Annotated in this window: 5 protein-coding genes, 1 pseudogene and 1 CRISPR repeat array; of the genes and pseudogenes, 4 read left to right on the top strand and 2 right to left on the bottom strand. The window is 67.8% G+C overall.

Annotated elements, in window-relative coordinates:
- Positions 1-69 precede the first annotated feature (69 nt).
- Positions 70-582: a CRISPR direct-repeat array (repeat unit 37 nt; unit sequence GTCGGAAAGCACTGAGCACCAGAAGGTGCATTGAGAC).
- 199 nt (positions 583-781) lie between these two features.
- Positions 782-2,254 (bottom strand): MFS transporter, encoded by a 1,473-nt coding sequence (locus ACO48X_RS09510; protein ID WP_485001848.1) that lies wholly within the window; start codon positions 2,252-2,254, stop codon positions 782-784.
- A gap of 238 nt (positions 2,255-2,492) precedes the next feature.
- Here ACO48X_RS09510 and ACO48X_RS09505 point away from each other — a divergent pair, with 238 nt between their 5' ends.
- On the top strand, positions 2,493-4,658 hold the full coding sequence (locus tag ACO48X_RS09505; protein WP_485001847.1) for a methyltransferase: 2,166 nt from the start codon (positions 2,493-2,495) through the stop codon (positions 4,656-4,658).
- Between the two features lie 114 nt (positions 4,659-4,772).
- Here the strand turns inward: ACO48X_RS09505 and hemH are convergent, their stop codons facing one another.
- Positions 4,773-5,789, bottom strand: coding sequence for a ferrochelatase (hemH, locus tag ACO48X_RS09500; protein ID WP_485001846.1), 1,017 nt, complete (start codon positions 5,787-5,789; stop codon positions 4,773-4,775).
- Positions 5,790-5,879: 90 nt separating this feature from the next.
- Here hemH and topA point away from each other — a divergent pair, with 90 nt between their 5' ends.
- The 3 genes and pseudogenes from topA to ACO48X_RS09485 all read left to right on the top strand — a co-directional run.
- Positions 5,880-8,804 (top strand): type I DNA topoisomerase, encoded by a 2,925-nt coding sequence (gene topA / locus ACO48X_RS09495; RefSeq protein WP_485001845.1) that lies wholly within the window; start codon positions 5,880-5,882, stop codon positions 8,802-8,804.
- A 3-nt stretch (positions 8,805-8,807) separates the two neighbouring features.
- The gene (gene tmk, locus ACO48X_RS09490; RefSeq protein ID WP_485001844.1) at positions 8,808-9,440 is read left to right on the top strand and encodes a dTMP kinase; all 633 of its coding nucleotides are present in this window, start codon (positions 8,808-8,810) and stop codon (positions 9,438-9,440) included.
- Positions 9,437-9,716, top strand: a pseudogene (locus tag ACO48X_RS09485) (DNA polymerase III subunit delta'); the annotation flags it as partial. The gene tmk and the pseudogene ACO48X_RS09485, both read left to right, overlap by 4 nt.

The raw sequence follows: 9,716 nt of genomic DNA, 5'->3' as shown, positions 1-9,716 counted from the left end.
AAAGCACTGAGCACCAGAAGGTGCATTGAGACGGGTTGTGTTAAGCATTCTCGGCAAACCCCCTAGAAAGTCGGAAAGCACTGAGCACCAGAAGGTGCATTGAGACTTGAACATGGGGCCGTCTTTGGTGATTGCAGTTATCGGTCGGAAAGCACTGAGCACCAGAAGGTGCATTGAGACCCGGGAGCGGCGTATCCCAAGCCGCACGAACCTTACCGTCGGAAAGCACTGAGCACCAGAAGGTGCATTGAGACGGCGGCGGTGTTCCACGATGAATGTGGCCTCCGAGCGGATATGTCGGAAAGCACTGAGCACCAGAAGGTGCATTGAGACGAAGTGCTCGGCAACGGCCTCAACGTCGGCATCGCTGTGTCGGAAAGCACTGAGCACCAGAAGGTGCATTGAGACCTGCCGACCACAGCTTGTTCATTCCCGTTTCTCCCCATAGTCGGAAAGCACTGAGCACCAGAAGGTGCATTGAGACAGAAGGATGCAGTTGGGAAAGAGCATCTTCACCGTCGATCACAAACGGCACCAGAGCACCAGTTGGAAAGTACTGAGCGCCAGAAGGTGCATTGAGACCCGGTGGGATAGACGGTGAGGGTCTGGCCGATATCCAGGTCGGAAAGCGCAGAGCTCCAGACGGTGTATTGGCCTCCGCCCGATGGAACGCGGGCGGACTTCTGCGACGTCGGACAAAAAAGGGGGCGCGCCTCAAAGACTCGAGGCTCACCCTCTTTGATTGAGAGAACGCGGAGTTCCCGTCGCCCGAAGGCCCAGGCTATTTCCGCGTGGACTCTAGTGCCTCGCGCACCGCCTCCTTTTGGCGGGCCGAGGTCTGCACGCTCGGGTGCCGCGCGTCCCAGTAGGCAATCGCGAGGGCCACGCTGATGAACGCCGCGAGCAAGGCGCATCCGGCGACCATCGCCGTGACGTAGCTTTGCCCGGCAAGGCTGTAAAACAGACCCGTGCACGCCGCGGTCCCGATCGCCGTGGCGATGCGCTGGCCCGTTTGCATGATTCCCGACGCCGTCCCGCCGCTCTCCACCGGCACGTCGCGCAGCGAGAGCGCCTGATTGGGCGAAGTCACCCAGCCGATGCCGAAGCCGACGATCGCCGCGCCGATCGCGAACCACCACACACTCGCCCCGCGGCTCACGAACACCGCGGCCGCCGCGATCGCCGCAAGACCCACCACGTTCAGGAAGATGCCGACGATCACGATCCTGCGGCCCCACCGCCACACGAGCCGCCCCGCCAAAGGCGCCGAAACCACCTGCGCCGCCGCCGTCGGAAGGGCCAGCATGCCCGAAACCAAGGCGGTTTCGCCCATCCCGCGCTGCACGAAGTCGGCGAGGATCACGCCCATCGTCGTCGAACCTGCGAAAAACGCCGTAATCGTGGCCGCGCCCAAGGTGAACGATCGAATCCGTAAAAGCCGCGGGTCCACCATCGGCTCCCCGCCGCGCGCATGCAGCCTGTGCTCCCACAGCCACCACAGACCCACCAAGGCGAAGCCGACCGGCAGAAACCACCACGCCCACGGCATCGTCGCCGCCGTCACGAACGGCAGCATGACCCCCACGATCGCGACCGCGAGCAAAACCGCGCCGACCGGGTCGAGCCTGCGCCACAGACGGCCGCGGCTTGCGGCGTCGATCGGCTCGCGGGGAATCCACTTGAGCGCCAGCAGGAACACGGCCGCGGCCACGGGCACGTTGAATCCGAGGGTCGCCCGCCAGCCGACAGATTCAGGCAGCAGTTCCAGGAACACCCCGCCCACGGTTGGCCCGATCGCCACCGCGACGCCCACCGTCGCCCCGAAGATTCCGAAAGCCTTCGCCCTCTCCTTGCCGCGATAATGCTGCTGGATCAAGCCCCCCGTCTGCGGCGTGTAAATCCCCGCGCCGAAGCCCATGACGGCGCGTGCGACGTCAAGCATAAGGGCGTTCACAGCCAAGGCCGCCGCCGTCGACGCGATCGTGAAAATCAGCACCCCCGCTGCGAAAAGGCGGCCGCGCCCCAGAATGTCGCCCGCGCGCCCCGCCGCGACCAGGACGACGCCGATAGCCAGCGAGTACCCCGAAAGAGCCCACTGCATCTGGCTGGGCGAGGCGTCCAGCGCCGTTTTGATGGACGGCAGGGCGACATTGATGATGCTCACCGTGATGAGCGAGAGAAACAATCCGCTGATGAGGACGAAAAGAAGGCGCGCGCGGGCACGCCCATGTAAAACAGGGGGTTCTGAAGGCATGATGTATAAGCATATGCCCGTTCGACGGCGGTGCATGCCCGTCTGCGGTGGGAACTTGGTCACCGGGGCGTGCACGGGCCACTGCCGAGTCCGTTAACTGCCGAATCCGCAATGCCGAGCCGTTAACTTCTGAATCCGCTAAATGCCGCGGCCTCGTCGTCGGCGCGCCGTTTCGCGCATTCGCGGGCGTCCGGTTCGCCCTCGCACAACTGTCGGAGGGCTCGCATACGCTTGATGCATGGATGCCGATGCGGTCAGTTCCCCCGCCTTCGACGGGGCCGCCGCGCCCTCCGAGGGTGCTGCAGCCGCGCCCCTTGACGCCGCCGCGACTCTGCGGAAAGACCTGCGCGCGTACACCCTCGCCGCGGTTGAGCAGCTGCTCGGCCCCGAGACCCTCGCCGCCGTGCGTCGCGAACAGCGCGTTCCCGCATTGGCCCGAGCGCGGGCGATCGCGGAAGGCGGGAGGCCCGGCGGCGTCGTCGGCTTCGAAGGTCGGAAGGCTGCCGATATGGCCGGTCTTGAAGGCTGGAAGGCTGTCGGCGCGGTCGGTCCCGAAGGCCGGACGGCTGTCGGCGCGGCAGAGTTTGAAGGCCGCAACGCCGTCAATGCGGACGACGTCCGGCTCGCCAATCTCTCCAGGCTTTTCATGCTCGGCGACCGGCTCGGCGAGGGGGAAATTGCGGCGGCCCTTCCTGCGACTTGGGCGCGCGGACGCGTGGGCGCGGTCGTCAAAGACGGGCGCGCTCTCTTTCAGATCGTTCCCGCGCCGATTCCCGGGCATCTGCAAGTCTTTAGATCTGCGACGGAATCTGGGCCGGCACCCGAATCTTTGTCTGCGCCAGAGCCAGTTTCGCAGCCTTCGCTCGGCCGTACGCCTGCGCAGGAGCCAGTTTCGGCTTCTTCGCTTGGCCGTACGCCCGCGCCTGATTGCGTTTCGCCGCCTTCGCTTCATCGCGCGGCTGCTGTAGACGCTCGGCGACGCGACGACGTCCTCATCGCCTCCGACTGGGGCGAGCTGGCGGGCGCAATTCCGGGACCGGACCACGTCATGCCCGTCGGGGGAGCCACGCGGACGCTCGCGGCGCTGGCGGCCTACGGCGCGGACGAGCGGGTGCTCGACGTCGGAACCGGCTGCGGATACCACGCCATTCTCGCCGCCCTATGCGGCGCGCGGGTGACGGCCACCGACGTTTCCGCCCGCGCGCTCGGCTACGCGCGATTCAACGCGGCCCTCGCGGGGGCGGAGATCGACTTCCGGCGCGGTTCGCTGCTGGAGCCCGTGCGCGGTCCGAGGTCTGACCCTGCGGACGCCCTGGATTCCTTGGATTCTTTGAGCGCCGCGCGCGAGCGGTACGACGTCGTCGTCTCGAATCCGCCGTTCGTCATCACGCCGGAAGCCGCCCGCGCGGACGGCGTTCGCACGTATCGCGACGGCGGACGCAAAGGCGACTCGCTGCTTGCGGAACTCGTCGGCGAGCTCGGCGACGTGCTGGCGCCCGGAGGCCGAGCGTGGATGCTGGGCAACTGGGAGATCAAAGCATCCGACGCAGCTCGGGATCGGCCGTTTGGCTCTGCTTCGGATCTGTTGTGCGACGCGGCTCCGGATCGGCCGTTTGACGCCGTTCCCGATTGGGCTCGCGGCCCGGCGGCCTGGATTCGCGATGACCTTGACGCTTGGGTGATCCAGCGCGAGGTCCTCGCGCCGCCCGACTACGCGGAAATGTGGCTGCGCGACGGCGGCCAGACGCCGCGCGACCGCGGCTACGAAAAGGCCTACGCCGCCTGGCTTGACGACTTCGCGCGCAGGGGCGTGGTCGGCGTCGGCATGGGATACATTTCCCTGCGCGCGCCGGAGCGAGAATCGGGGGACTGGGACGCGGGGGATTCGAACGCGGGGGATTGGGACGCCGCCTGTTCGAACGCGGCCGGTTCGAACGCGGGGGACTGGGACGCGGCCTGTTCGAACGCTGAGGATTCGGCGAAACGCCGTCCGTGGCGGCGCTTCGAAGAGCTTTCCGGCCCCGCGCCGATCGACCTGCACGGGTACGTCGAGGGCGTCTGGGCTCACCGCGACCTGCTGCGCGCCGGCGACTCCGCGCTCCTCACCGCCCGCCTCGTCTGCCGCGGCGTCGAACACCGCCTCCACGCGCCGGGGCAGCCCGAGCCGTTCATGCTCAAACTCGCCCAAGTGGCCGGATTCGCGGTCGAGGTTCAAGTGACGAGCGCGGTTGCCGGCGTTGTCGGCGCGTGCGACGGCGAACTGACCCTCGGCGCCCTGTGCGACGCCGTCGCCCAACTCCTCGGCGAGCCCGTCGAAAACGTGCGCACCGAGGTGCTCCCCGCCGTCCGCGAGCTTGTCGGCCTCGGAATCTTGGTCTCCGGAAGGCCTTCGGCGGTCGCATGATCTAGAGCTTGACGTCACGATCCCGGAATCGCGGTCTCGACTTCGTGGCTTCTAAATTGTCACGTCTGCGGCAATTCCCGAGGTCCCGTCAACATTTCCGCCGTCTTCCGGCGCTTAAACGGCCCTTGGCGCTCCTGCAAAGGGCCGCAGCGCGCCGCGCAGCTCGGCCAGGATGGCCGCGCCGGCGTCGGCGTCGGGGCATCCGATCCGGCGGAAAGTCTGGCCTCCGGCCTTGTAGAAGGCGTCGGCGTTGAGGACGTCCATCTCGTAGATCGTCTCCAGGCAGTCGGCCATGAAGCCCGGATTGGCGACGACCACGCGGCGCACGCCCTCGCGCGGGAGGCGGGCCATCGTGTCGATAGTCGCGGGCCGCAGCCAGCGGTCGGGCCCGAACTTCGACTGGAACGTCGAGCGCCACGGGACGTTCACGCCGAGGTCCGCGAGGCGCGCGGCGATCGCGCGGGCCGTGGCGTCGCATTCGGCGGCGTATCGGGCGGGCTGGTGGGGGCGCCTGTCAGGCAGCCCGTGCCAGGAGAAGAGGAGCATGTCGGCGTCGCCCTCCTCCAAGGCGTTCGCTATGCGCGTGACGTGCCAATCGACGTACCCGGGCAGCTCCGGCCACGACCTCGCCGCGCGAACCCGCGGCACGCGCCCGAAACGCTCGCGGGAAACCTTCAACGCGGCGTCGAGCCTGTCCGCCACCGACCCCACCGTGGCCGGCGCAAACTGCGGATACGTGGGAAGCACCGTGATCTCGTCCAGGCGCGAGGCCATCTCGGCGAACGTCTCGACGAAGCTCGGGCTGCCGTACTGGTATCCCACGCGCACCTCGCAATCGGGCAGAAGCTCGGCGAGCCTCGCGACCTGCCCCTCCGTGATCACCCGCAGGGGAGAGCCGTCCGCCCAAATGTCTTCGTACTGTTCCAGCACCTTGCCCGGGCGGCGTTTGAGAATCGGGCCGCGCAGCACCGGCTGCCACAGGAAGTCCGGCAGATCCACAACGCGCTTGTCCGAAAGGAACTCGCCCAAGAACTCGGCGATCGCACGGGTGCTGGCCTCTGTGGGCGTCCCCAGGGCGACGACGATCACGCCTTCGTGCGTCGCGCCGGATTTCGGCGAGTTTTCGGGCATATAAGAGATCTCTCCTCATGTGTGTCTCAAACTGCGGCAACAGTGTATCCCGTCATTGACGGCGTGGCACAAATGGCGGGGTGTCGGCAAATGGGGTTATGGTGGCGCCAGCAACCCCTCCGTCGTCCTGAAGGAAACAGCGTGAGCAAACTTGTGATCGTGGAGTCTCCAGCGAAGGCTCGCACCATCAGCGGCTATCTCGGATCGGACTATTCCGTAGAGGCCTCCGTCGGCCATATTCGCGACCTCCCCCAGCCCTCCGAGCTGCCCGCATCGATGAAAAAGGGCCCCTACGCGAAGTTCTCCGTGGACATTGAAGCGGGCTTCGAGCCCTACTACGTGATCGACCCAGACAAGAAGAAGAAGGTCGCCGAGCTGAAAAAGCTGCTCAAAGAGGCCGACGAACTGCTGCTCGCAACCGACGAGGACCGCGAAGGCGAGGCCATCGCCTGGCATCTGAACGAGGTGCTCAAGCCGAAGGTTCCGGTCAAGCGGATGGTGTTCCACGAGATCACGCCGGAGGCCATCGCCAGGGCTCTCGACAATCCCCGCCAGCTCGATGCGCAGCTGGTGGACGCCCAGGAATCGCGCCGCATCCTCGACCGCCTCGTGGGCTACGAGGTCTCGCCCCTCCTGTGGCGCAAGGTCTCGCCCGGGCTCTCGGCCGGGCGAGTGCAGTCGGTGGCCACGCGGCTGGTCGTCTCGCGCGAGCGCGAGCGCATGGCCTTCGTCGCCGCCTCCTACTGGGATGTGACGGCGGTTTTCGCCAAGGAGAAGCAAGACTTTTCGGCCAAGCTCGCAGCACTCGACTCCGTGCGCGTCGCGGCGGGCAGGGACTTCGACGACGCCGGAAAGCTCACCGCCAAGGCCGCCAAGGAAGGCGTGCGGGCCCTCGGCAAGGACGACGCCGAACAGCTCGCCGCGGCACTCGAAGGCGCGGACGCGACGGTCGCCTCCGTCGAGACGAAGCCGTACACCCGCCGGCCGGCCGCGCCGTTCACGACGTCGACCCTCCAGCAGGAGGCCTCCCGCAAGCTCCGCATGAGCTCGCGCGACGCCATGCGCACGGCCCAGTCGCTCTACGAAAACGGCTACATCACGTACATGCGAACCGACTCGACCAACCTTTCCGAGCAGGCGGTTTCGGCTGCCAGAAGCCAGATTCGGGAGATGTACGGGCAGGAGTCGCTGCCGGACAAGCCCAGGCTGTACGCGACGAAGTCCAAGGGCGCGCAGGAGGCCCACGAGGCGATCCGGCCCGCCGGCGACCATTTCCGCACGCCCGCCCAGGTCAAGGGCGATCTGACGGCCAGCCAGTTCGCGCTCTACGAGCTTATCTGGAAACGCACGGTGGCCTCGCAGATGGCCGACGCCCGCGGCCAGACCGCCTCCGTGCGCGTCGCCGTCGGCGTCGCCGGGGCCGCCGGAGCGCGCGAGGCGACGTTTGCGGCGTCGGGAACGATCATCACCTTCCCCGGCTTCATGGCCGTCTACCAGGAGTCGGCCGACGCGAAGCGCTACGAGGACCGCGAGAATGCGCGCCTGCCGGAGGTCAAGGAGGGGGAGGCCCTGCGCACGCTCGAGGCGGCCGCAGACGGCCACGAGACCCTGCCGCCGCCGCGCTACACCGAGGCTTCGCTCGTCAAGCGCATGGAGGAGCTGGGGATCGGGCGCCCGTCCACGTACGCCGCGACGATCTCGACCATCACCGACCGCGGGTACGTCGACCGCCGAGGCCAGGCGCTCGTGCCCACGTGGACGGCCTTTTCGGTTGTGCGCCTGCTGGAGGAGAACCTTCCCGAGCTGGTCGATTACGACTTCACGGCCGACATGGAAACCGAGCTGGACCGCATCGCAGCCGGCGAGGAGCGGCGGATCGAATACCTCACGCGCTTTTGGAAGGGCCAGGAGGGGCGGCTCGGCCTCGAAGGCCAGGTCGAGAGCCTGGGGGACATCGACGCGAAGGCCGTCAACTCGATCGACCTCGGCGAGGGCGTGGTTCTGCGCGTGGGCCGCTACGGGCCGTACGTCCAGGAGGAGCGCGAGGGCGCGGAAGCCCGCAACGCCTCCGTCCCCGATTCCATCGCCCCCGACGAGCTGACCCCGGCCAAGGCCCGCGAGCTGCTCGACAAAAGCAGCTTCGACGGGCGCGAGCTGGGAGTGGACCCCGAAACCGGCCGGAAAGTGTTGGCCAAAGCGGGGCGTTTCGGCCCGTACGTCACCGACGTGCCGAAAGAGGGCGAAGTGGCGCTCACGCCTACCGGCCGCCCGTCGAAGAAACCGCCGAAACCGCGCACGGCCTCGCTTTTGTCCTCGATGGCGCTCGAATCGGTCACGCTCGAGGACGCGCTCAAGCTGCTTTCGCTTCCGCGCGCCGTGGGCGACGACGGCGACGAGACGATCTTTGCCCACAACGGCCGCTACGGGCCGTACCTGACCCGCGGCAAGGATTCGCGGTCGCTGGCCAGCGAGGACGAGATTTTCACGGTCACCCTCGACCAGGCCAAAGAGCTGTTTGCCCAGCCCAAGCAGCGGCGCGGCGCCACCGCGAAGGAGCCCCTGCGCGAGCTGGGAACCGACCCCGTAACGGGCGTCACAGTTCTGCTCAAGGACGGCCGTTTCGGCCCGTACGTCACCGACGGCACGACCAACGCCTCCCTTCGCCGCGAGGACGACCCGCTGACGATCACGCCCGAGCGCGCCTACGAGCTGCTCGCCGACCGGCGAGCCAAGGGCCCGGCGAAGAAGCCTGCCAGGAAAAAGGCCTCGGCCAAGGCCGCGTCAAAGTCGGCGTCGAAAACCGCGTCAAAGTCGGCATCGAAGGCCTCTTCGAGCAAGGCCTCCAAGGCTGCTTCGGGCACAACCGCCTCCGGCAAGGCGGCGGGCCCAGGGAAGGCCTCGGCGAAGTCCGTGGACGCGAAAGCATCCGCTTCGAAATCCGGCGCTGTGAAAACCGCCGCTAAGAAATCTGCAGCCAGGCCGTCTGCGGCGACCGCCGCCAAGAGCGAGAAGTAGCAGATGTTCATCACCTTCGAGGGCGGCGACGGATCGGGCAAGACCACCCAGATGCAGTTGCTCGCCGAATGGCTGCGCGGGCGCGGCTTCGACGTCGTCACAACCAGAGACCCCGGCGGAACCGAGCTCGGGCGCCATATCCGCAAGCTGCTCCTGCACGGCGGCGACGTCTCGCCGCGGGCAGAGGCCTTGCTGTACGCGGCGGACAGGGCGCACAACGTCGCGACGGTCGTGTGCCCGGCCTTGGAAAGGGGCGCGATCGTTCTCGCCGACAGATACATCGATTCCTCCGCCGCCTACCAGGGCGCGGGAAGGACGCTCGGCGAGGACGAGGTACGCGGACTGTCGCTGTGGGGCACGGAAGGGCTCATGCCCGACCTGACCGTCTTCCTCGACCTTCCCGCCGAGGCGCTGGCCTCCCGGCTCGGCGGCTCTTTCGACAGGATCGAGGCGGCGGGCGCGCGGTTCCACGAGGACGTCCGCAGGGCCTACCTCCGATTCGCCGCAGCCGAACCCGAACGCTGGTTCACCGTGGACGCCACGGCGCGGCGCCAGCAGATCGCCGAAACGGTCCGCGCACGCGTGGCCCAGGCGCTGGGCGACGACGGACGCCGGCCCGGGGGAGGCGAGCCGTGAGCGTCTTCGACGAGCTGGTGGGGCAGCGGGCCGTGCGCGCCCAGTTTGAAAAAGCCGCCGCGGCCGCCCGCGAGCTCGCCGGGAAGACCGCCGCCGGGGCCGATTCGGCCATGGCCCAAGCCTGGCTCGTCACAGGGCCGCCGGGCTCGGGCAGGTCGGTGGCGGCCAGAGCCTTCGCCGCAGCCCTGGAATGCACCGGGCCGGAACCCGGGTGCGGCCAATGCCACGCCTGCCACACGGTCATGGAGGGCAAGCACCCCGACTGCGCATCGGTGG

The organism is Peptidiphaga sp. (assembly GCF_057238965.1).
This window is presented reverse-complemented; position numbering and strand designations above follow the sequence as displayed.